Annotated in this window: 23 protein-coding genes (1 of these 23 only partly in view); 11 read left to right on the top strand and 12 right to left on the bottom strand. The window is 60.8% G+C overall.

The genetic code is table 11. The features are described 5' to 3' along the window. Nucleotides 1-103 precede the first annotated feature (103 nt). From ACZ0AZ_RS00150 to ACZ0AZ_RS00130, 5 genes are all read left to right on the top strand, one after another. Nucleotides 104-784 carry a response regulator gene (locus ACZ0AZ_RS00150; RefSeq protein ID WP_039759813.1) on the top strand — a complete coding sequence of 227 codons (681 nt, stop codon included), beginning with the start codon at nt 104-106 and terminating at the stop codon, nt 782-784. Continuing rightward, the gene (locus tag ACZ0AZ_RS00145; RefSeq protein WP_463538529.1) at nt 784-2106 is read left to right on the top strand and encodes an ATP-binding protein; all 1323 of its coding nucleotides are present in this window, start codon (nt 784-786) and stop codon (nt 2104-2106) included. Before ACZ0AZ_RS00150 ends, ACZ0AZ_RS00145 begins: the two co-directional genes overlap by 1 nt. 215 nt (nt 2107-2321) lie before the next feature. Further along, the gene (locus ACZ0AZ_RS00140) at nt 2322-2843 is read left to right on the top strand and encodes a GNAT family N-acetyltransferase (RefSeq protein WP_129997281.1); all 522 of its coding nucleotides are present in this window, start codon (nt 2322-2324) and stop codon (nt 2841-2843) included. A gap of 103 nt (nt 2844-2946) precedes the next feature. Continuing rightward, nucleotides 2947-4359: an aspartate aminotransferase family protein gene (locus ACZ0AZ_RS00135; RefSeq protein ID WP_129997280.1), complete on the top strand. Its 1413-nt coding sequence runs from the start codon at nt 2947-2949 to the stop codon at nt 4357-4359. Between the two features lie 83 nt (nt 4360-4442). Continuing rightward, nucleotides 4443-4667: an MbtH family protein gene (locus tag ACZ0AZ_RS00130; RefSeq protein WP_016770808.1), complete on the top strand. Its 225-nt coding sequence runs from the start codon at nt 4443-4445 to the stop codon at nt 4665-4667. A gap of 201 nt (nt 4668-4868) precedes the next feature. Here the strand turns inward: ACZ0AZ_RS00130 and ACZ0AZ_RS00125 are convergent, their stop codons facing one another. The 10 genes from ACZ0AZ_RS00125 to soxR form a co-directional block, all read right to left on the bottom strand. Further along, entirely contained in the window at nt 4869-5774 is a 906-nt protein-coding gene (locus ACZ0AZ_RS00125) for a metal ABC transporter substrate-binding protein (protein ID WP_463538528.1), read from the bottom strand. Then, a complete protein-coding gene (locus tag ACZ0AZ_RS00120) occupies nt 5775-6674 on the bottom strand; it encodes a metal ABC transporter permease (RefSeq protein ID WP_129997278.1) in 900 nt (299 codons plus the stop codon). Beyond that, nucleotides 6674-7525: a metal ABC transporter ATP-binding protein gene (locus ACZ0AZ_RS00115; RefSeq protein ID WP_129997277.1), complete on the bottom strand. Its 852-nt coding sequence runs from the start codon at nt 7523-7525 to the stop codon at nt 6674-6676. Before ACZ0AZ_RS00115 ends, ACZ0AZ_RS00120 begins: the two co-directional genes overlap by 1 nt. Continuing rightward, entirely contained in the window at nt 7522-8451 is a 930-nt protein-coding gene (locus ACZ0AZ_RS00110; protein WP_463538526.1) for a metal ABC transporter substrate-binding protein, read from the bottom strand. The genes ACZ0AZ_RS00115 and ACZ0AZ_RS00110 overlap by 4 nt, the downstream gene beginning before the upstream one ends. A 35-nt stretch (nt 8452-8486) precedes the next feature. Further along, nucleotides 8487-9062: a DUF6162 family protein gene (locus ACZ0AZ_RS00105; protein ID WP_039759801.1), complete on the bottom strand. Its 576-nt coding sequence runs from the start codon at nt 9060-9062 to the stop codon at nt 8487-8489. After that, a complete protein-coding gene (locus tag ACZ0AZ_RS00100; protein WP_039759799.1) occupies nt 9059-9397 on the bottom strand; it encodes a hypothetical protein in 339 nt (112 codons plus the stop codon). The genes ACZ0AZ_RS00105 and ACZ0AZ_RS00100 overlap by 4 nt, the downstream gene beginning before the upstream one ends. Beyond that, entirely contained in the window at nt 9394-9936 is a 543-nt protein-coding gene (locus ACZ0AZ_RS00095; RefSeq protein WP_463538525.1) for a thiamine pyrophosphate-binding protein, read from the bottom strand. The genes ACZ0AZ_RS00100 and ACZ0AZ_RS00095 overlap by 4 nt, the downstream gene beginning before the upstream one ends. After that, nucleotides 9933-11132 carry a PepSY-associated TM helix domain-containing protein gene (locus tag ACZ0AZ_RS00090; protein ID WP_133339317.1) on the bottom strand — a complete coding sequence of 400 codons (1200 nt, stop codon included), beginning with the start codon at nt 11130-11132 and terminating at the stop codon, nt 9933-9935. The genes ACZ0AZ_RS00095 and ACZ0AZ_RS00090 overlap by 4 nt, the downstream gene beginning before the upstream one ends. A 215-nt stretch (nt 11133-11347) precedes the next feature. Then, nucleotides 11348-11806 (bottom strand): VOC family protein, encoded by a 459-nt coding sequence (locus ACZ0AZ_RS00085; RefSeq protein WP_463538524.1) that lies wholly within the window; start codon nt 11804-11806, stop codon nt 11348-11350. A gap of 111 nt (nt 11807-11917) precedes the next feature. Beyond that, entirely contained in the window at nt 11918-12370 is a 453-nt protein-coding gene (soxR, locus tag ACZ0AZ_RS00080) for a redox-sensitive transcriptional activator SoxR (protein WP_129997273.1), read from the bottom strand. Nucleotides 12371-12461: 91 nt separating this feature from the next. Here soxR and ACZ0AZ_RS00075 point away from each other — a divergent pair, with 91 nt between their 5' ends. The 5 genes from ACZ0AZ_RS00075 to ACZ0AZ_RS00055 all read left to right on the top strand — a co-directional run bounded on the left by ACZ0AZ_RS00075 (nt 12462) and on the right by ACZ0AZ_RS00055 (nt 17149). Further along, nucleotides 12462-12815, top strand: coding sequence for an antibiotic biosynthesis monooxygenase (locus ACZ0AZ_RS00075; protein WP_039759790.1), 354 nt, complete (start codon nt 12462-12464; stop codon nt 12813-12815). Between the two features lie 111 nt (nt 12816-12926). Then, nucleotides 12927-13196: a lipoprotein gene (locus tag ACZ0AZ_RS00070; protein WP_039759788.1), complete on the top strand. Its 270-nt coding sequence runs from the start codon at nt 12927-12929 to the stop codon at nt 13194-13196. Between the two features lie 101 nt (nt 13197-13297). Beyond that, entirely contained in the window at nt 13298-13912 is a 615-nt protein-coding gene (locus tag ACZ0AZ_RS00065; RefSeq protein ID WP_039759787.1) for a LysE family translocator, read from the top strand. A gap of 204 nt (nt 13913-14116) precedes the next feature. Beyond that, the gene (locus tag ACZ0AZ_RS00060) at nt 14117-15283 is read left to right on the top strand and encodes an aminotransferase class V-fold PLP-dependent enzyme (RefSeq protein ID WP_463571014.1); all 1167 of its coding nucleotides are present in this window, start codon (nt 14117-14119) and stop codon (nt 15281-15283) included. A 57-nt stretch (nt 15284-15340) separates the two neighbouring features. Then, complete coding sequence (locus ACZ0AZ_RS00055) at nt 15341-17149, top strand: aminopeptidase P family protein (protein ID WP_463538523.1); 1809 nt, start codon at nt 15341-15343, stop codon at nt 17147-17149. A 44-nt stretch (nt 17150-17193) separates the two neighbouring features. Here the strand turns inward: ACZ0AZ_RS00055 and ACZ0AZ_RS00050 are convergent, their stop codons facing one another. Continuing rightward, nucleotides 17194-17790, bottom strand: a complete 597-nt coding sequence (locus ACZ0AZ_RS00050; RefSeq protein ID WP_129997697.1) for a 2-hydroxychromene-2-carboxylate isomerase — start codon at nt 17788-17790, stop codon at nt 17194-17196. A 40-nt stretch (nt 17791-17830) separates the two neighbouring features. Then, nucleotides 17831-18559, bottom strand: a complete 729-nt coding sequence (locus ACZ0AZ_RS00045) for an SDR family oxidoreductase (protein ID WP_434766220.1) — start codon at nt 18557-18559, stop codon at nt 17831-17833. A 91-nt stretch (nt 18560-18650) separates the two neighbouring features. On the opposite strand from ACZ0AZ_RS00045, the gene ACZ0AZ_RS00040 reads away from it, so the two are divergent. Beyond that, nucleotides 18651-19008: the 5' portion of a TetR/AcrR family transcriptional regulator gene (locus tag ACZ0AZ_RS00040; protein WP_039759779.1), read on the top strand. Its footprint extends 212 nt past the window's final position; 358 of the gene's 570 nt are visible here — the first part of the coding sequence; it begins with the start codon at nt 18651-18653; the stop codon falls past the right edge of the window.

Here is a 19008-nt window from a genome sequence, read left to right as displayed (position 1 = left end):
AACCCACTTTGTTTTCGTGCAGCTTCCCGAACCCGACATGTAGCGCCATAATTGCGCCTTAATCTTCGCCTGTTTCACTCGCGTTTTTATCCACGGAGCCCCCATGCACGTACTGGTTTGCGAAGACGACGAACTGATCGCCAGCGGTATCGTTGCCGGGCTCACGGCACAGGGCCTGACCGTCGAGCACGTCAACACCGCGTCGAAGGCGCGGGCGATGCTCAAGGTCGCGGAATTCGACGTGATGGTGCTCGACCTCGGCCTGCCCGACGAAGACGGCCTCAAGTTGCTGCAGCAATTGCGCCAGAGCGGCCTGGAAATCCCCGTGTTGATTCTCACCGCTCGCGATTCAGTAACTGATCGTGTCGACGGCTTGCAGGCCGGCGCTGACGACTACCTGCTCAAGCCTTTCGACCTGCGCGAACTGTTCGCTCGGCTGCAAACCTTGTTGCGCCGAGTGGCCGGGCGCAGCGTCAATCTGATCGAGCACGGCGCGCTCACCTACGACCCGAGCAGCCGGGAAACCCGTCTGGCCGGGCAACCGGTGGATTTGTCGCGCCGCGAGCAGTCACTGTTGCAGGCACTGCTGCACAATCGCGGACGGGTGCTGTCCACCGAGCAACTGAAGGACAGCGTATACGGTTTCAACGACGAACTGGAAAGCAACGCACTGAACGTGCATATCCATCATCTGCGCAGCAAGCTTGGTAAAGGCATCGTCGAAACCGTGCGCGGTCTGGGCTATCGCCTCGGGCCTGCCGATGGCGCAGAGCAAGGCAAGTGATGAGTCTGCGCCTGCGCCTGAGCCTGACGCTCGGCGCCGCCTTCGCGCTGATCTGGGCACTGGCGGCGGCGTGGATGCTCAGCGATTTGCGCAATCAGATGATGTTTTCTCTCGACCAGCGTCTGGTTGCCTCGGCGCGCATGGTCGCCGGTCTGCTCGAGCAATTGCCGACGCTGCCGAGCAAGGGCGAGGGTACCCACTTCAGCGCCGAACAGTTGAATATTCCTGGCGGCATGGCCTGTCAGGTCAGCTCATTGCGCGGTGAAATCCTTGCCCGTAGCCACAACAACCCCGAGCAAGCGCTGGAAGCGGAAAAGATGGGCTTCCACGATCAGATGATCGACGGCGCGCCGTGGCGCAGCTTTACCCTGGCCCGCGGCGATGTGCGCATCACGACGGCAGACCGGCAGATCGAGCGCGAAGCCTTGAACATGTCGATTCTGCTCGCCGCTTCGGTACCGGTTGGCGTCGCCTTGCTGGGTTGTCTGTGCCTGTTGTGGCTAGGCATCGGTCAGGGCCTGGCGCCACTGAATCGCCTGCGCGAAGCGCTGATGCGGCGCAATGCCGATTCCCTTGAGCCATTGCAGCTGCAAGCGTTTCCCAGCGAATTGAAGCCGTTGCTGGAAACCCAGAACCAATTGTTCCAGCGCATTGGCAAGACCATCGAGCGTGAACGCCGCCTGACCGGTGACGCCGCACATGAATTGCGCAGCCCGCTGACGGCCATCAAGACCCACCTGCAAGTGGCGCGCATGACCGATGGCAGCGCCCGTGATCAGTCGTTGGCTCGCGCCGAGGAGGGCGCCGATCGCCTGCACCGCACCCTTGAACAGTTGCTGTTGCTGGCGCGGGTCGAGGGCAGTCTGTCGTTCGATGACGGTTCGCAATGCAGTGCCGAGCAAGTGGCCCGACTGGCGATCCAGGACGCCACCGGCGGTGAGCGACTGCGGATCAAACTGCATGTGCCGGATGACCTGTCCGCCGCGCCGCTGCAAATGCCTGCGGTACTGGCGATTGCTGCCCTGCGCAACCTGCTCGACAACGCTCTGCGCCATACGCCTGAAGAGTGTGCGGTCGAGGTCAAGCTGGAAAACATCGGCAAGCGCGTGCGGTTTGTGGTGCGCGACCATGGCCCGGGCATCGCGCCTGACGACATACAACATCTGACTCAGCGCTTCTGGCGCAACGGGCAAAGCACCGGCTGCGGGCTGGGTCTGGCGATTGTCCAGGCGATTGTGCAGCGCTGTGATTGCGCCCTGCATTTCGACAGCCGCGCGGATGGCTTGCGGGTCGAACTGACCATGCCGTTGCAAGCCCTCTGATCTCACCTCAGATACCCTGTGGGAGCGAGCCTGCTCGCGAATGCGGTAAGTCATTCAACATCGACGTTGAATGGCCTGATGCTTTCGCGAGCAGGCTCGCTCCCACAAAAAACATGTTCTGGCACATCAAATGTAACTTCTCGGCGTTCGCTATCCGCCAGGGTTGGGGCTAAGGTCAACCCAGCTTTGACTCAATGGATTGAGGGAACTGCGCCATGGAAGCACCCGTCTGCGTACGTTCGGCCACCCTGGCCGACACCGGCATCATCAACCGTATTGTCGAGCGTTCGATCCGCATCGGATGTGCACTCGATCACCGCAACCATCCACTTCTCGTCAGCGACTGGCTCAACCGTTCTCCCGCCGATTTCATCAGTAGCCGGCTCGCCGACCCACATTTCTATCTCTGCGTCGCTTTGCTTGATGACAAACCGGTTGGTGTCGGCATGGTCCGGGTCAGTGGCGAAATCCTGCTGTGTTACGTCCAGCCTGAATCCTTCCGCCGCGGTGTCGGCCGGGCGCTGATGCAGACTCTCGAGGGCTGGTTGCGCATTCGTGGTGTGCAGCATGTGCACCTCAACAGCACCCGCACCGCCGAGGCGTTCTATCGGCACCTGGGTTACCAACAGGCAGCGCTACCCGGTCTCTGCAACGGCCTGCAATCCGTGCCGCTGCGCAAACCTTTGTCCTCACCGGCCGGACAACTCGATCAAGGGTGTAAATCCGCACCGCGCTGAAGCGTTTCCAGAACAGGAAACCTGCAAGTGCGCCCCGACCGGAACGCGCACCTGTCGGTGTGCTGTTCTGGTCACTATCCATAGCGAATTGAGGGGTCGAGAGATGTCAGTCGCCACCAGTCTTATCGAAGAGCCGTCGGCCCGGGTCGCCTCGGCGCCAGCGGAGACGTTGTATGAATTCCACGAATCACCGTTACTGGCGCGCCAGAGTCGGCAGGAGTCCAATGCGCGCAGCTATCCGCGGCGCATTCCGCTGGCGCTCAAGCGTGCCAGGGGCTTGTATGTCGAGGATGTTGAAGGGCGTACATTCATTGACTGCCTCGCCGGGGCCGGCACGCTGGCGCTGGGGCATAACCACCCGGTGGTAATCGAGGCGATCCAGCAAGTGCTGGCCGATGAGTTGCCGCTGCACACCCTTGACCTGACCACGCCGGTCAAGGATCAATTCGTCCAGGACCTGTTCGGACTGCTGCCGAAGGAACTGGCGGCGCAGGCAAAAATCCAGTTCTGCGGCCCGACCGGCACCGACGCCGTGGAAGCAGCGCTGAAACTGGTGCGCACGGCTACCGGCCGCAGCACGGTGCTGTCGTTTTCCGGCGGTTATCACGGCATGAGTCAGGGGGCGTTGAGCCTGATGGGCAGCCTCGGGCCGAAAAAACCAATGGGTGCCTTGCTCAGCAACGGCGTGCAGTTCATGCCGTTTCCCTACGATTACCGTTGCCCGTTTGGCCTAGGTGGCGCGGCCGGAATCAAAGCCAATCTGAGCTATCTGGAAAATCTGCTCAACGATCCCGAGGCCGGGGTGCAATTGCCGGCGGCGGTGATCGTCGAGGCGGTGCAGGGCGAGGGCGGAGTGATTCCAGCTGATATCGAATGGTTGCGCGGTTTGCGCCGGATCACCGAGAAGGCCGGCGTGGCGCTGATTGTCGATGAGATCCAGAGCGGTTTCGCTCGTACCGGCAAGATGTTCGCCTTTGAACACGCGGGCATTGTTCCGGATGTGGTTGTACTGTCCAAGGCCATCGGTGGCAGCCTGCCATTGGCGGTAGTGGTTTACCGCGACTGGCTCGACACCTGGCAACCGGGCGCCCATGCAGGCACGTTCCGCGGCAATCAGATGGCCATGGCCGCCGGTTCAGCGGTGATGCGCTATCTGGTCGAGCACAAGGTTTGCGAGCACGCCGCCGCCATGGGTGATCGACTCAGGGAGCATCTGCACATCCTGCAACGCGACTTCCCGCAGTTGGGCGATATTCGTGGTCGCGGCCTGATGCTCGGCGTTGAACTGGTGGACCCGAACGGCGCACCCGACGCGCTCGGTCATCCGCCTGCGTTTGCGTGTCTGGCGCCGCTGGTGCAGCGTGAATGCCTCAAGCGTGGCCTGATTCTGGAGCTGGGCGGTCGGCATGGTGCGGTGGTGCGCTTCCTGCCGCCGCTGGTGATCACTGCCGCGGAAATCGATCGAGTGGCCGAGATCTTCGGTCGTGCATTGGCCGCTGCCACCGCCGCGTTGTAAATTTTTTCGCGCGGCGAACGTTCTTTCTACATACCCCGGCTGCATCCGTTGTGCAGCCAACCTTACATCGATGGAGAACCAGCATGACGTCAGTATTCGACCGCGAGGACATCCTCTTTCAGGTCGTGGTCAACCACGAAGAGCAGTACTCGATCTGGCCCGATTACAAAGCTGTGCCGCAAGGCTGGCGTACCGTTGGCAAGAGCGGCCTGAAAAAGGAATGCCTGGCCTACATCGAAGAAGTCTGGACCGACATGCGCCCGTTGAGCCTGCGACAGAAGATGGATGCACAAGTCGCGGCGCAATAAGCGATCGGGCAAAAGAAACCCGCTGGACCAGTGATGGTCAGCGGGTTTTTTCATGCCTTGAATTTGTATTGTTTGCACAGTCTCATCGCTGGCAAGCCAGCTCCCACAGGTATTGTGGTTGATCACAAATGTGTGTTCGCCAAAAAAACTTTGTGGGAGCTGGCTTGCCAGCGATGAACGATAACGCGATCTTGCCTGAAATTACGCTCCGCTCAACCCCTTGAGCAACACATCCACATTCCCCTCCAGCTCCGCCAGCGGATCCGCCGCATCGGTACTCAACACCACCAGGCGGCTGCAGGATTCGGCAATCGCCGCTTTCACCGGCTCCGCTGGCTGGCGATGGTGCAGGACCACCGCCACGTCGTTGTCCTTGAGCGTCGCCGTCAGCTTCTTCAACTCATCTGGCGTCCACTCGGCATCAGGACGCGCGTCCTGTCCGGCCAGTTCGAGATTGAGGCTGCCAATCAGATAGCCGAAGTGATCGCTCAGGCTCATCACGCTCAGGTTGTCCGCTTCGGCCAAGCGCGCTTCGGTGTCGGCGCTGAGTTTCAGCAGGCGCTGTTTCAACGCCGCCAGGTTGGCCTCGATCGCAGGCTTGGCGCTCGGTGCCAGGCGCACCAGGTCCGCCGCCATCACATCGGCCATGCGTCCCATGTTGTTGCTCGCCAGCCATGGCTGACTGTTCAGGCCATCAACCTGCAGGCCCGGCTGCACGGCGATGCCGGGCAGGGCGCCGTCGACCGGGCGCGCAGCGTCGACTTCGACGATACGGATGTTGCTGCGCCGCGCGATCGGGTACAGCGGATCATCGGCCCACAGCGAACGCAGACCGATTACCGCGTCCGCGTCGGTGGCCAGTTTGCTCAGCGCCGGCGCGCCACGGCCGGTGAAATACGCAGTCTGACGGCTACCCGGAAGATTGGCCGGCGCTGCACGTTCGAGTTTGACGTCGGTACCCTTGAGCAATGCTTCGCCCAATCCATAGGTGATCGGTAACGAGGCCAGAACGCGCAAGGGTTTCGCACTTTCAGCCGCCAGCAGCGGGGTGCAGACCACGCCACACAGGGCCATGGCCAGAGTCAGGTTACGCAGTGAAAAAGCCATTTATCCAAGGTTCCCTTTCAGGCTGGGGACGACGCCGCGCGCAATGGCGGCGAGGGCGAAAGCGATGCCGGCGACCAGAATGATCGCGGCGCCGGATGGAATCGGCAGGTCGAACACGATCGGCGCAAGAATCCCGCACAGGGTGCTGGCGGTAGCGATCAGCACCGAGCACCAGAAAAAGCCTTTCAGCGACTGACTGAGCAAGCGCGCCGCTGCCGCCGGAATCACCAGCAAGGCACCGACCAGAATCGCGCCAATCACCTTCACTGCCGCGACGGTGATCAAGGTCACCAGAATCACGAACAGGTAATCCAGGGTCTTCACCGCTACGCCACGCACCGCCGCCAGTTGCGGATTGAAACTGGCGAGCATGATGCGGTTGTACAGCGGCAGGGCGAGGGCCATGACCAGCGAACCGACGATCGCCAGCACCGCCAGATCATTGCCGTTGACGGTCAACACCGAACCGAACAGCACGTTTTCCAGAATGTGCACGTTGATCTTGCCGGCGAGAATCAGCAGCAGGCTTGCGCCCAGTGCCAGCGACACCGAGAGAAACACGCCGATCAGCGTATCCGGTGCCAGACCGGTGCGGTTGCGCAGGTAATTGAGCAGGATGCCGAACAGCAGGCAGTAGCCGAACAGGCTGCCGTAAGGGCCGGTGTAGGGTTCGCCGAGCAGGATGCCGATGGCGACACCGGTCAACGCGGCATGGCCGACTGCTTCGGAAAAGAACGCGAAGCGCTTGACCACCACCAGCGTGCCGAGCCCGCCCAGAACCGGGCCGATCAGCAGGCCGGCGAGCAAGGCGTTGACGACAAAACCGTAGGCCAGCGCCTCGGGCAGGTAACCGGAAGACGCCCAACCCTGGACCATCAAGCGAAAGGCTTCGTAACTCATCAGACCGCGCTCCGTGGATGGGTGGAAAACAGCGTCAGCAGACGTTCCGGAGTCAGAGCCTGTTGCGGTGTGGCATCGAACAGCACGCGGCGGTTGAGACCGGTAACCCGATCGGCCAGCCGACCCACCGCTTCCAGGTCATGTTCGATCCACAACACCGAGATGCCCGCCGCGCGCCAGTCAGTCAGCAGACGTTCGAACACCTGGATCCCGGCCTCATCGAGGGCCGACATCGGCTCGTCGAGCACCAGCAGTTGCGGTGCCGGAATCAAGCCCTGCGCGAGCAGTACCCGCTGCCGCTCACCACCGGACAGCGCGCCCATGCGCCGCTTGCGCTTGTCCTGCATGCCGACGCGCTCCAGCGCCGCGCCGATGGCGCCGGCGTAGTGTTTGCTCAAACCGAGGAAGGCCGGGCGGCGTTGACACATTGCCGCCATGAAATCGTCGACGGTCATCGGCAAGCCGCGATCGAACTCCAGCGCCTGCGGGACGTAACCAATGGTGCCGGGCTCGCCGGGCCAGTGCAGACTGAGCTGGCCCTGATGCGGCATCTGCCCGAGCAGGGTCTTGATCAGCGAACTCTTGCCACCGCCGTTGGGGCCGACCAGCGCATGCACGCTGCCGGGCTGCACCTGGAAGCTGACCTTGTCGAGAATCGTCGTACGCCCCAAGGTCAGGCTGATACCCGCAAACTCCAGCGCCGGCCCGTTTTTTCCCTGTGGGAGTGAGCCTGCTCGCGAATGCGGTGTGTCATTCAACGAAGATGTTGGCTGATCCGGCGCCTTCGCGAGCAGGCTCGCTCCCACAGGGTTATTGATGTTGTCAGGGATGAGGGTTTCTTTCGACGTCATGCCCCCGACTCCTGAATCGCCCGAACCACGGTGTTGAGGTTGCCGGTCATTTCCTTTTCATACTTGTCGGCGGTGTATTCGCCGTAGGAAATGTGCGACAGCGGGTACAGCTTCACTCCGGATTCACGCTGGATGGTGTCGACGTAGCTGGACGGGAAATCCATTTCCGAGAAAATCACTTTCACGTCAAGCTCGCGTAATTGATCGATGGTCTTTTTCAGCTGGCTCGGGCTTGGCTCGATGCCGTGGGCGGGCTCGACCACGGCTGTCACTTCCAGACCGAATTCACGCAACAGATAGTCGTAAGCCGCATGCACCGTGGCCACGCGCAGTTCGGCGTTCGGTGCCTGGGTCAGTTTGGCCAACGCGTCGGCGCGCATCTGCCGCAGGCGTTTGCCATAGGCGCGGGCGTTCTGGGTGTAGGTCTTGGCATTGTCCGGATCGATCTTGCCCAGCTCGCGGGCGATGTTGTTGACCTGGGCGATGGAAGCGCTGATCGACAGGAACGTGTGCGGATTGACCACTTTGCCGGCGCCGCGCGCAGCGACACCGGTGGCCGCCAGCAGCGGCACGTTCTCGTTGGCTTCGATGGTTTTCACGTTGGGTGTTTCGCTGGCGGCGATCATCCGGTCGGCGAAGTCATCATGGCCGACGCCGTTGAGCACGACCACGTCCAGTCCGCTGATGCGCTTGATGTCTTCGGCGCGCGGTTCGTAGGCGTGCGGGTTGAAGCCGGCGGGAATCAGCGGCACCACTTCGGCCTTGTCGCCGACGATGTTGGCGACATAGCTGTAATACGGATGCAGAGTGATGCCGATACGCAGGCGTTTGCCTTGCTCGGCGCTGGCCAACGGGCTCAGCAGGCAGGCGCACAGGCCAAGCAGAAACAGGCGTAACAAGGGACGGCGAGGAGATGAAATGGGCATGGGCAAGCAGTCTTCTCTCGGATAAAGGCGAGGAATCAATGGCGATGTTCGCGGGTAACCCCGGCATCGAATTGCGCGACGATCTGTTTCCAGCCAGCGGCGGACAGCGCGGCGTCAGACAGATCCTCAGCAGGTGCGGGATCGGCGCCACGGTTGAGCCAGATGTCCGGCACCGCGTTGGCGTCAGTGCCGACACGCATCAGAAATGAACCGGCGACATCAGGAGTTGCACTACGGCCGAAATAGGCGCGGTCGGCGAGCATCTGCCATGCGTGACCGCCACGGCTGACCGAACTGGCATCCTGCGCGAACGGCGCGAAACCTTCGTCGGCCAGCATCTGAGGCGTCGGCAGGGTTTGTTGCTCTTCGCGCAGCAAGCGGATTTCGTCGAGGGTCACTCGCAGGTCGGCATAGATGCCTTGCTCGGCGGCGCTGAGATCGCGGCGGGCATCGTACTGGTTACTGGCAACCGGCTCCGCTTCATGAGAAACCCCGCGCCACGCCACCACCGAACCGGCGACCGCGAGGATCAGCAGGCACAACAGCAGCACGTTGAAAGTTTCATGACCGGCGCCGGCCGGGCGTACCACTTGCGTCGTCGGGCTACTCATGGGGCTTCGATATCCGCCTGGTCGATTTCCACCACGTGGCCGGGGCCGGCGTCGAACAGCACATAGAACTCGCTGCCGGGCTTCTTGAACGTCAGCGTCGAGTCATCGCCTAATTTGCCCGGCACCAGAATGGTTTCGTCGTAGCCGATCACATCGAGGGTCACCCCCGGCGCGCCGCTGCCATCGGAGAAACCGCCGGTGCATTTGATCTGTTCGGCATCGATGGCTTTGCATTCGCACATCGGGTTGTGCGCCAGTGCGCTGGCGCTGAAAGCGGCGCTCAGCAGCAGCGCGGCGCTGGCGAGCAAACGGGTATGAAGGGGTGAGCGAGTCATGGTTTGGCTCCTTGTCTGTTCAGCCACGCAACCGTGGCGGGGGAGGCGTGGCTCAGCGGGATCGAGGCTTGGTGCATGCTGCCGTCCCAGCCTTCCATGGTGATCCACAGCTCGGCGTCAGGTTTGGTCTTTGCCGGGATCGGCATTTGCGTGCCCATGCGATAAGGCGTACCGAAGAAGATCGTGCCGGCGGCGCGCAGACTGCGCGGTTTACCGATGCGCAGGTAAGTGGCCTTGACCTGATCGACGCAGGTATCACATACGGCGGCAGTGAAGTCCTTCATATAGCCGGCCGGTCCGCTCAGGTGCGGCGCCTCTTCGCGTAACTCGGCCAGACGCAGGCTCCACGGCCCGACCTGAACGGTGCCTATTTCTCGTTGGCCCAGGCCACTGTCGCCGCGAAACAGCGAGGCATCGGCAAAGTATTTCGGCATGAAACCCAGCGGGATCAGCAACAGCAGGACGTTGATATGGAAGCGCCACTTGTGCCAGAAGCGCGACAGCCGAGACGGCGGTGGGACCGAGATGGCTTTGTTCACAGGCTGGCCTCCGAAGGTTCACGGCGCAGCGCCGGTTGTGCCTTGATGCGGTTTTTCTTGTCTTCGCGCTTCAGCGCATTGGCGGTGGCCAGCGCGGTGCGCTTGGTCCAGATCAGCAGGCCGCTGAGGATCATCATGCTCAGCAACAGACCGAAGAAGAACCAGATCAACTTGATCCAGATGCCGCCGAAGTCGCCGGTGTGCAGCGGGCGCATGGATTCGGTGACGAATTCCAGCGAGGAGCGGTCGGACAGCAAGCGTGAGGAAGCCATTTCGCCGTTGTAGGGGTTGAGTGTCGCGGTCTGATACATCAGCGGATACCAGCCACGGCCGCTGACGCTCATGTGCGAGTAGGCATTGCCCGGCAGGTTGACGTAGCTGGCTTCCAGCCCCGGAATCTTCTGCTGAGCGATTTCGATGGCGCGGTCCAGGCTGATGCGCGGCGGCGGGGTGCCGGCGGCCGAAATCGGCACACTTTCGCGGGACATCGCCGGAATAATCGGCTCGCTGGAAATCGAAATCTGGTTATCGAACAGGATCGCCTTGATCAGGAACCAGATGCCGGTGATGGAGATCACCGCGATGAACCAGATCGACCAGATGCCGCACAGGCGATGAAAGTCGCCCCAGAAAATCCGCGCGCCATGGCGTACGCGCAGGGTCGGGCGCAAAAAACCTTTCCAGAAGCGTTTGTAGACCACCAGCCCGGTAATCAGCGACACCAGCATCGGCACGCCGAGCAGCGACACCAGATACCAGCCCCAGCTGTAGCCATTGGTGAACGGCACCAGCCACCAGCCATGCAGGGCGCGGGTAAAGGCCTTGAAATCGAAGGCCGGCGCGGTGCCCTGAATGACGCCGGTGTACGGATTGACATAGACCGTCAACGAGCGCCCGTCGGGGTAGCTGACTTCGACGTCGAGGGCAAAGTGCGACTCGTCGGGGCGATTGATGCTCTGCACCAGGGTTTGCGGCTCGGCTTGTTTGATCGCGGCGAGGATCTGGTCGTAGCTCAGTCGCGGCGCATCGTCCGACGGCTGACTGGCGCGCATTTGCGGGTTGGCCAGCCAGACAATCTCCTGGCTGACCACCGCCAGCGTGCCGGTGACACAGACGATCAATACAAAGAACCAGATCGGCAACGCCAGCCAGCTATGCACCAGGAACCACAGTTTGGAACGGGATTTCTTCGACATGATTGCGCGTCTTGATTGCGGTGGAAGGGGCCGGGCTACGGGCTTCGCAGCACGGAACTCCCCGGGAGGCCGCTCGTGGCTTTTGCCTACGCGAACGGCCTGCATTCCTATAAGACGGATGAGCGAAGAAAATCCCGAAAGCGGATATGAAAGCAAATGTTTCGCAATTACATCGGCAGTGCATATTTTGCCGGTTGATCCGAGGCAACAAGCCCTCAGCCTTGGTTGAACATCTCCATCGCTCGCTGGCGAATCTGCTCTTCGCTCAAATCCTCTTTGCGCGTGGCGAGAAACCACAGATGGCCGAACGGATCTCTCAACGTGCCGCTGCGGTCACCGTAAAACTGGTCTTTGACCTCGGAGACGCTTTGCGCCCCGGCATCCAGCGCTTGTTTAAAGGATTGGTCGACATCGGTGACGTAGAGATGCAAGCCGATCGAGACCGCTTGCTGCGGATTGCTCAGTGGTCCTTGATCGCAAGGCGTGCCGAGCATGATCGCGCTGTCGCCGATGCGCAGTTCGGCATGGCCGATGTTGCCGTCGGGCATGGTCAGACGCATGACTTCGCTGGCATTGAAGGCTTTCTTGTAGAACTCGATGGCCTCGGCGGCCTGTTGGATGCCGAGATACGGGGTAATGCTGTTATACCCCTCGGGAATGGGTTTGACGCTCATGACGTTCTCCCTGTTTTGTTTTCAACAAATGTGGTTACGCCGGATTTGCCCGGAGCAATCACTATAGAACCGTCCTTACTGCGCGGAATTTGCGCCGACGAGCCGCGCTCATCATTCATCGCGAAAGTGCGGGCCTGGCCCTTGGTCACCGAGCATGTCGCCTTTATTGCGCAGCGGACACGCTTCCATGGACAGACAGCCGCAGCCGATGCACCCGGTGAGCTGATCGCGCATCAGCGTCAGTTGCCTGATCCGTTCGTCGAGCTCGCGCTGCCATTGTTCAGAGAGCATTTTCCAGTCCGCCGCCGACGGCGCGCGATCCTGCGGCAGGATTTTCAGCGCTTCGCCGATCTCCGCCAGCGGTATCCCCAGCCGTTGCGCGACTTTGATCAACGCCACCCGGCGCAGGACGGCGCGCGGATAACGGCGCTGATTGCCGGCGTTGCGTTCACTCTTGATCAACCCTTTGGCTTCGTAAAAATGCAGCGCGGTGACCGCGACGCCACTGCGCGCCGCAACCTCGCCCACGGTGAGAGGCTTGTGCACCTGCTCCTTGCTGATCATGCGGAAAATACTCTTGACCTTGACTTAACTAGAGGTTTTACCCTGCAGCTCTTCGGGTCGCAAGGCTCGCTTCAATAAATGGGGGCTTTCCATGAGCAATCGCAGTTTTACCCAATTGATCGAATTCGAAATCGAACCCCGTCAGCAAGCGGCGCTGGTCTCGGCACTGGCCACGCAGACCGAGGGGCTGGCCCAGCGTTCCGACGGGTTTCTCAGCGCCAGCGTGCAGGCCAGCGACGACGGCCGCCGCGTGCTGAGCTTTTTGCAGTGGCAAAGTCGCGAAGCGGGGGAGGCGGCATTTCGCAGTTTCGAAAGCGGCGAGGAGGATTTCTGGCAGTTGATCCGCACCCATCGGGCGAAAACCGTGACCTTCAATTCATTCCAGGTGCACAGCAGCATTGCCCGCAGCCACGACGATGCGCTGCATTGCCGTCTGCCGGTTTAGCCAGTATTAGCGCAAAGCTGATAGCCACTATTGAGAGCGTTGATTTCTGCGCGAGCGTGCCCGGGCGTAGCCTTTCTCCATCGACCCCACATTGCTCGCCAGGACGCTCCCATGAACCGTTTACTGACTGTTTCGCTGACGCTCGCTGTTTCCGTACTCGCCGGTTGTGCCGGCCATGTTTCGCCCGAGCTGCGCCCTTACACCGCTGAAGAATCCCGCGAACTGGCGCTGGAAGCGCTGAACCGCAGCGGTTTGTCGTTCGACGAATACCACGCGAAAAAAGCCCAATTGCTCGGCCAGCCGCAGAAGACTTTCGGCTTCGATCAGCAGGGCGAGATGAGCGCCGAACGTGCCATACAGCTGCACGGTCGTCCAAGCTGAAAGCAAACTGTACTGCTTGAAGTTTTCCCTAACTGTCCGTGGGTTTGCCGGGCCGTGTGGGATAGGGTCAACAGCTGAATGACCCTGGATGGACTGCCTCGATGAACCTCTCGCTTGATCTGCTGTTGGGCTTTGCCCTGTTTGCCCTTGTTACCTCGATCACACCGGGGCCGAACAACACCATGTTGCTGGCGTCCGGCGTGAACTTTGGCTTCAACCGCACCATTCCGCACATGCTCGGCATCAGCTGTGGCTTCTTTCTATTGGTGGTCGCGGTGGGCTTCGGCCTTGGCGCGGTGTTTCAGGCCTATCCGATTCTGTATACGGTGCTGCGCTATGTCGGCGCGGCGTATTTGCTGTATCTGGCGTGGAAGATCGCCCACTCCGGCCCGGTCGGCGACAGCGCCGACAGCGAGGCGAAACCGATCAGCTATCTGGGCGCCGCGGCGTTCCAATGGGTCAACCCCAAGGCTTGGATCATGGCCATCGGTGCCATCAGCACCTATACGCCGATGCAGGGTTATTTCTACAACGTCGTGATCATCGCGGCGGTATTCGCCATCATCAATCTGCCCAGTGTCGGCCTGTGGGCGGCGTGCGGCACGCTGTTGCGCAATGTGCTCAAGGATCCGCGCTGGTTGCGCGTGTTCAATTGGGGCATGGCGGCGCTGTTGGTGATCTCGCTGTATCCGTTACTTCTCGAAAGCTTTCATTGACGCATTGCTTCAATCGCCGGCCCGATGCCTGTTAAGCTCGGTTTCAGGAGCGTTCCTACGCACTTTTAATGAAGCCCTACTTCTTTAACGGCATCCGATCAGGTATTGATGACGCTCTCGAACCCATGCACAGCTCACGAGGCTGTGCATCGTCGTTTGTAGACACGAGCCTCCTGATCCCGGAACACGCTCTGCGAGTCCTTTATGAACACACGTCCGTTGTATTTCGATTACGCCGCCACCACCCCGGTGGACGAGCGGGTCATCCAGGTGATGATCGAATGTCTGGGTTTTCACGGTAACTTCGGCAACCCGGCGTCCAGCTCCCACGCCTTCGGCCAGCAGGCCCGGCAGACGGTCGAGCAGGCACGTCGACAAGTCGCCGATCTGGTCGGCGCGCAGCCTGAGCAGATTGTCTGGACCTCCGGTGCCACCGAATCCAACAACCTCGCGCTCAAAGGCGTCGCCCAGGCCCGTGGCGTTGCCGGCGGGCACATCATTACCAGTCAGATCGAACACAAGGCGATCCTCGACACCGCCCGGCAATTGCAGGATTCAGGCATTGCCGTGACCTATCTGGTGCCGGACGCAGAAGGCCTGATCACGCCGCAAGCGGTCAGTGAAGCGATGCGTGACGACACCTTTCTCGTGTCGCTTATGCTGGTCAACAACGAGTTGGGCACGGTCAACGATGTCGAGGCGATTGGCGAGGTGGTGCGCAGTCGGCAGGCGTTGTTTCATGTTGATGCGGCGCAGGGCGCCGGCAAAGTCCCGATCGAGCTGAGCCGCTGGCCGGTGGATCTGATGTCGTTTTCCGCACACAAACTCTACGGTCCCAAGGGCATCGGCGCCCTGTATGTGGGCCCGCTCGCGCAGCAACGCCTGCAGGCGCAAATCCATGGTGGCGGTCACGAAGGTGGCTTGCGCTCCGGGACCCTGGCGACTCACCAGATTGCCGGGATGGGCGCTGCATTCGCGTTGGCCGCCGACGCATTCGATGAAGAAAAAAACTCTATTGTCGCTTTGCGCGAACGCTTGCTCGAACAACTGATGAGTCTGCCGGGCGTGCGCCTCAATGGCAGTGCCTCGCAACGTATTCCGCACACCCTGAGCCTGACTTTCAGCGAAGGCGAGTTCAACAGCGCTGCTTTGAGCCATTCGATCGCGTTTTCCGCGACGTCGGCGTGTAATTCCGCAAGTAATGCGCCGTCCCACGTGCTGCTCGCGCTCGGGCACGATGCGTGGCTCGCGGGGCGCACCATTCGCTTGAGTCTCGGCCGGTTTACTACCGTGGAGGATGTCGACAAGGCCGTCGAACTGATCAGGACCGCCTGCACCAGTGCCCCGGCATTTTGGGCAACAGGCCTCTAAACAGCTGAAAATTATCGGCTACGAACAATAACGATGACGCGATTAGCAGGAGACATGATGAGTTCCCACACCTTGACCGAAGGATCGGTGCCTCAGCGCCTGGCGCATACCCGTGAACTGATGCGCCGCGAAGGCATCCATGCGCTGCTGGTGCCGTCCGCCGACCCGCATCTGTCGGAATACCTGCCGGGTTACTGGCAGGGCCGGCAATGGCTGTCGGGGTTCCACGGCTCGGTCGGTACGCTGATCGTCACCGCTGATTTCGCCGGTGTGTGGGCCGACAGTCGTTACTGGGAACAGGCGACGAAAGAGCTCAACGGCAGCGGCATCGAACTGGTCAAGCTGCAACCGGGGCAGCCGAGCCCGCTGGACTGGCTGGCCGAGCAGACCCCTGAGGGCGGCGTAGTTGCCGTCGATGGTGCAGTCATGGCGGTGGCCTCGGCGCGCACACTGGGTAGCAAGCTCGAAGCACGCGGCGCCCGCTTGCGCACCGATATCGACCTGTTGCAGGAAGTCTGGCGCGATCGCCCGAGCCTGCCCAACGCGCCGATCTATCAACATTTGCCGCCGCAAGCCACCGTCAGCCGCGGCGAGAAACTGGCGAAACTTCGCGAGACCTTGCAGGAGCGTGGCGCCGATTGGCATTTCATCGCCACCCTCGACGACATTGCCTGGCTGTTCAACCTGCGTGGCGGTGATGTTTCGTTCAATCCGGTGTTTGTTTCGTTCGCCTTGATCAATCAGCAACAGGCCACGCTGTTCGTGGCGCTGAGCAAGGTCGATGCCGATCTGCGCGCGGTGCTTGAGCAGGATGGCGTGACGCTGCGTGACTACCGCGAAGTGGCCGATGCATTGCGTGCTGTGCCGAGTGACGCGGGCCTGCTGGTCGATCCGGCGCGAGTGACCACGGGGTTGCTGGATAACCTGGACAGTGGCGTGAAACTGGTCGAGGGTCTCAACCCGACTACGTTGGCCAAATCGCAGAAAAGCGAAGCCGACGCTCAGCACATCCGTAAAGCCATGGAGCAGGATGGCGCGGCGTTGTGCGAATTCTTTGCCTGGCTGGAGTCAGCGTGGGCGCGCGAGCGCATCACCGAACTGACCATCGACGAGAAACTTACCGCTGCCCGTGAACGTCGTCCCGATTACGTTTCGCTGAGCTTCAACACGATTGCCGCGTTCAACGCCAATGGCGCGATGCCGCACTATCACGCTACCGAAGAGGAGCATGCGCTGATCGAGGGTGATGGTCTGTTGCTCATCGATTCCGGTGGTCAATACCTCGGCGGTACCACAGACATCACGCGCATGGTCCCGGTGGGTACGCCGACTCAGGAGCAGAAACAGGATTGCACGCGCGTGTTGAAAGGCGTGATTGCGCTGTCGCGGGCACGATTTCCGAAAGGCATTCTGTCGCCGCTGCTCGACGCCATCGCTCGTGCGCCGATCTGGGCTGACAACGTCGACTACGGTCACGGCACCGGTCATGGCGTGGGCTATTTCCTCAACGTTCACGAAGGTCCGCAAGTGATCGCTTATCAAGCGGCACCGGCACCGCAGACGGCGATGCAGCCGGGGATGATTACCTCGATCGAACCCGGCACTTATCGCCCGGGCCGCTGGGGCGTGCGCATCGAGAACCTGGCGATGAACCGCGAGGCCGGCAGCAGCGAATTCGGCGACTTCCTCGAGTTCGAAACCCTGACGCTGTGCCCGATCGATACCCGCTGCCTGATTGCCGACCTGCTGACCCATGAAGAAAAGCAGTGGCTGAACGACTACCATCGCGAAGTGCGCGAGCGTCTGAGCCCATTGCTGGACGGTGCGGCGCTGAGCTGGCTGAACGAGCGTACTGTGGCCGTTTGATCGATTTACCCAAGGCGCCGCTCGCGGTGTCTTGGGGCTCGGCTTCAATCCTGGCGCAACGCCTTTTCTACGAAGTCGAGTCGATCCTGGCCGAAGAACAACTGATCGCCGATGAACATGCTGGGAGCACCGAAAACGCCGCGCTTGATGGCGGCTTCGGTGTTTTCCTTGAGAGTGGCTTTGACCGATTCATCGTTGCACAGCGTCATGATCTCTTGAGGATCGAAGCCATTTTCAGTCAGCACGGCGGCGATGGTCTGCGGGTCATTGAGGTTGCGGCCTTCCACCCAAAGCGCCTTGAACAGGCAATCGACGAACTCGGCGAAACGTTGCGGCAGATGTAGTTGAATGCCGGTGACGGCACGCATCAATGTCAGCGTATTGATCGGAAAGTGCGGATTGAATCTGAGCTGGACGCCGTAGCGTTTGGCGAAGCGATCGAGGTCCTGAAACATGTAGCGACCCTTGGCCGGAATCATTGCCGGCGAAGCGTTGCCAGTGGCTTTGAACACCCCTCCCAACAGCATTGGAATGTAGGTCAATTCGCTTTGGGTATCAGCGCAAATCTTCGGCAGTTGGGTGTACGCCAGATAGGTGGCGGGGCTGCCAAGGTCGAAATAGAATTCCACGGTTTTCGTCATGATCAAGTTGCGCTCTTGTTGTTGTAATCCGGGAGAGGGCTTACCAGCGTTCATTCCATGGGCGCAGGTCCAGCTCGAAGGTCCAGGCATCCCGAGGCTGACTGTGCAGATACCAGTAATTTTCGGCAATGTGCTCTGGATTGAGAATGCCGTCCTGATCCTTGGTCGCGTATTTCTCAGGAAAGCTGTTACGGATGAAATCGGTGTCGATCGCACCATCAACCACGACGTGGGCGACATGAATGTTCATCGGCCCCAACTCTCGCGCCATGCTTTGTGCCAGTGCGCGGATACCATGTTTGGCTCCAGCGAAAGCGGCGAACCCTGAAGCACCGCGCAATCCGGCAGTGGCACCGGTGAACAGAATCGTGCCGCGCTGCCGGGTCACCATGCGCTTGGCCACTTCACGGGCATTGAGAAAGCCGGAGAAGCAGGCCATCTCCCAGATCTTGAAATATTTGCGTGCGGTTTCTTCGAGAATGCTGCAGGGCACGTTGGCACCGATGTTGAAGACAAAGGCCTCAATCGGGCCGACTCGGGTTTCGATGTCTTCAATCAGCGCGATGACGTCTTCTTCCTTACGTGCATCGCAGGCGAAACCATGAGCCTCACCGCCCTCAGCGATGATTGCGTCAACCAGTGGCTGAAGTTTTTCGGCGCTGCGCCGGGTCACGCAGGCAATGAAACCTTCACTGGCAAAACGCTTGGCAATCGCTCCGCCCGTGGCATCCCCGGCCCCGACAACCAATACGACCTTCTTGTTATTCATGGGTGAATCCCTTTGGGTTAACGATCGTTTAGTTAACGAACGTTATGCTAGGATTCGGGCAGCGTCAAGGCGAGCTATTTCAGGAGATGACATGCGTTATTCGGCCGGACACAAATCGGAAACCCGCGAACGGTTGCTGCAAAGCAGCGCGCTGTCGGCGAAAAAATCGGGGTTTTCCACAGTGGGCGTGGATGGCCTGATGAAAGCCATCGGTTTGAGTGGCGCGGCGTTCTACAGCCACTTTTCATCCAAGGATGCCTTGTTCGCAGCCATCGTCGAGCGGGAGTTGAGCGAGAGTCTTGAGCGTCTTGGCGGGCAGGGCGGTGCGGATCGGCAGCGACTGGAGCGTTGTCTGAAGCATTACCTGAGCATGGCCCACGTCGAACAACCCGAGGTCGGTTGCGCGCTGCCGACATTGGGCGCGGAGATTGCCCGTGCCGATGTGCAGG

Source organism: Pseudomonas sp. AC239 (assembly GCF_979258545.1).
This window is presented reverse-complemented; position numbering and strand designations above follow the sequence as displayed.

What these genes read in the sequence shown, in the direction of transcription:
- ACZ0AZ_RS00150 (WP_039759813.1), top strand. Translation starts at nt 104, where the DNA reads ATGCACGTACTGGTTTGCGAAGACGACGAACTGATCGCCAGCGGTATC.
- ACZ0AZ_RS00145 (WP_463538529.1), top strand. Translation starts at nt 784, where the DNA reads ATGAGTCTGCGCCTGCGCCTGAGCCTGACGCTCGGCGCCGCCTTCGCG.
- ACZ0AZ_RS00140 (WP_129997281.1), top strand. Translation starts at nt 2,322, where the DNA reads ATGGAAGCACCCGTCTGCGTACGTTCGGCCACCCTGGCCGACACCGGC.
- ACZ0AZ_RS00135 (WP_129997280.1), top strand. Translation starts at nt 2,947, where the DNA reads ATGTCAGTCGCCACCAGTCTTATCGAAGAGCCGTCGGCCCGGGTCGCC.
- ACZ0AZ_RS00130 (WP_016770808.1), top strand. Translation starts at nt 4,443, where the DNA reads ATGACGTCAGTATTCGACCGCGAGGACATCCTCTTTCAGGTCGTGGTC.
- ACZ0AZ_RS00125 (WP_463538528.1), bottom strand. Translation starts at nt 5,774, where the DNA reads ATGGCTTTTTCACTGCGTAACCTGACTCTGGCCATGGCCCTGTGTGGC.
- ACZ0AZ_RS00120 (WP_129997278.1), bottom strand. Translation starts at nt 6,674, where the DNA reads ATGAGTTACGAAGCCTTTCGCTTGATGGTCCAGGGTTGGGCGTCTTCC.
- ACZ0AZ_RS00115 (WP_129997277.1), bottom strand. Translation starts at nt 7,525, where the DNA reads ATGACGTCGAAAGAAACCCTCATCCCTGACAACATCAATAACCCTGTG.
- ACZ0AZ_RS00110 (WP_463538526.1), bottom strand. Translation starts at nt 8,451, where the DNA reads ATGCCCATTTCATCTCCTCGCCGTCCCTTGTTACGCCTGTTTCTGCTT.
- ACZ0AZ_RS00105 (WP_039759801.1), bottom strand. Translation starts at nt 9,062, where the DNA reads ATGAGTAGCCCGACGACGCAAGTGGTACGCCCGGCCGGCGCCGGTCAT.
- ACZ0AZ_RS00100 (WP_039759799.1), bottom strand. Translation starts at nt 9,397, where the DNA reads ATGACTCGCTCACCCCTTCATACCCGTTTGCTCGCCAGCGCCGCGCTG.
- ACZ0AZ_RS00090 (WP_133339317.1), bottom strand. Translation starts at nt 11,132, where the DNA reads ATGTCGAAGAAATCCCGTTCCAAACTGTGGTTCCTGGTGCATAGCTGG.
- ACZ0AZ_RS00085 (WP_463538524.1), bottom strand. Translation starts at nt 11,806, where the DNA reads ATGAGCGTCAAACCCATTCCCGAGGGGTATAACAGCATTACCCCGTAT.
- soxR (WP_129997273.1), bottom strand. Translation starts at nt 12,370, where the DNA reads ATGATCAGCAAGGAGCAGGTGCACAAGCCTCTCACCGTGGGCGAGGTT.
- ACZ0AZ_RS00075 (WP_039759790.1), top strand. Translation starts at nt 12,462, where the DNA reads ATGAGCAATCGCAGTTTTACCCAATTGATCGAATTCGAAATCGAACCC.
- ACZ0AZ_RS00070 (WP_039759788.1), top strand. Translation starts at nt 12,927, where the DNA reads ATGAACCGTTTACTGACTGTTTCGCTGACGCTCGCTGTTTCCGTACTC.
- ACZ0AZ_RS00065 (WP_039759787.1), top strand. Translation starts at nt 13,298, where the DNA reads ATGAACCTCTCGCTTGATCTGCTGTTGGGCTTTGCCCTGTTTGCCCTT.
- ACZ0AZ_RS00060 (WP_463571014.1), top strand. Translation starts at nt 14,117, where the DNA reads ATGAACACACGTCCGTTGTATTTCGATTACGCCGCCACCACCCCGGTG.
- ACZ0AZ_RS00055 (WP_463538523.1), top strand. Translation starts at nt 15,341, where the DNA reads ATGAGTTCCCACACCTTGACCGAAGGATCGGTGCCTCAGCGCCTGGCG.
- ACZ0AZ_RS00050 (WP_129997697.1), bottom strand. Translation starts at nt 17,790, where the DNA reads ATGACGAAAACCGTGGAATTCTATTTCGACCTTGGCAGCCCCGCCACC.
- ACZ0AZ_RS00045 (WP_434766220.1), bottom strand. Translation starts at nt 18,559, where the DNA reads ATGAATAACAAGAAGGTCGTATTGGTTGTCGGGGCCGGGGATGCCACG.